General features: G+C 67.8%; 1 protein-coding gene. It reads right to left on the bottom strand.

Translation table 11 applies throughout. The annotated features are described in order from the left end of the window. The coding region (locus tag MOV74_RS40230) for a transporter associated domain-containing protein (protein ID WP_309486900.1) at positions 1 to 488 on the bottom strand (488 nt) is incomplete at both ends.

The following is a 488-nucleotide window of genomic DNA, read 5'->3' as shown; positions in this document are numbered from 1 at the left end:
GACGACGCTGACGCGGCCGCCGGAGATCGAGCGCGCGACGAGCACGATCTCGTCCAGCGCGAGCTCGGCGCCCTCCTTCGGCGCGCGGTCGAGATGGACGTCGAAATAATCGGCGAGTGTGAGCTTGGTCTCGTCGTCGCTCACCTTCACGCCGTAGATCTCGGCGAGCTCGGCGAGCGTGTGCTCGCCGGAGACCATGAAGTCGCCGAGCAGATGCGGATCCGGCGCCGAGCTCGGCTGCATGTCGACGAAGAAGCGGTCGAGCGACTCGGCCTTTTCCGGCGGCGCCAGCAGATAGATGTAATCGCCGGGCGCGATCGGCTCGGCTTCCGTCGGCGTCAGGATGTTCTCGTTGCGGATCACCAGCGTCGGCTTGGACCAGGACGGGATCAGGCCGCGGCGGAAATACAGGCTCTTGGGCCGCACCGGATAGCCGACCAGCTGCTGCTCGAGCTGGCCGGGCAGATCCAGCTCGACGCGGCGCGGGC

This window comes from Bradyrhizobium sp. SHOUNA76 (assembly GCF_023006445.1).
Lineage (GTDB): Bacteria > Pseudomonadota > Alphaproteobacteria > Rhizobiales > Xanthobacteraceae > Bradyrhizobium.
This window is presented reverse-complemented; position numbering and strand designations above follow the sequence as displayed.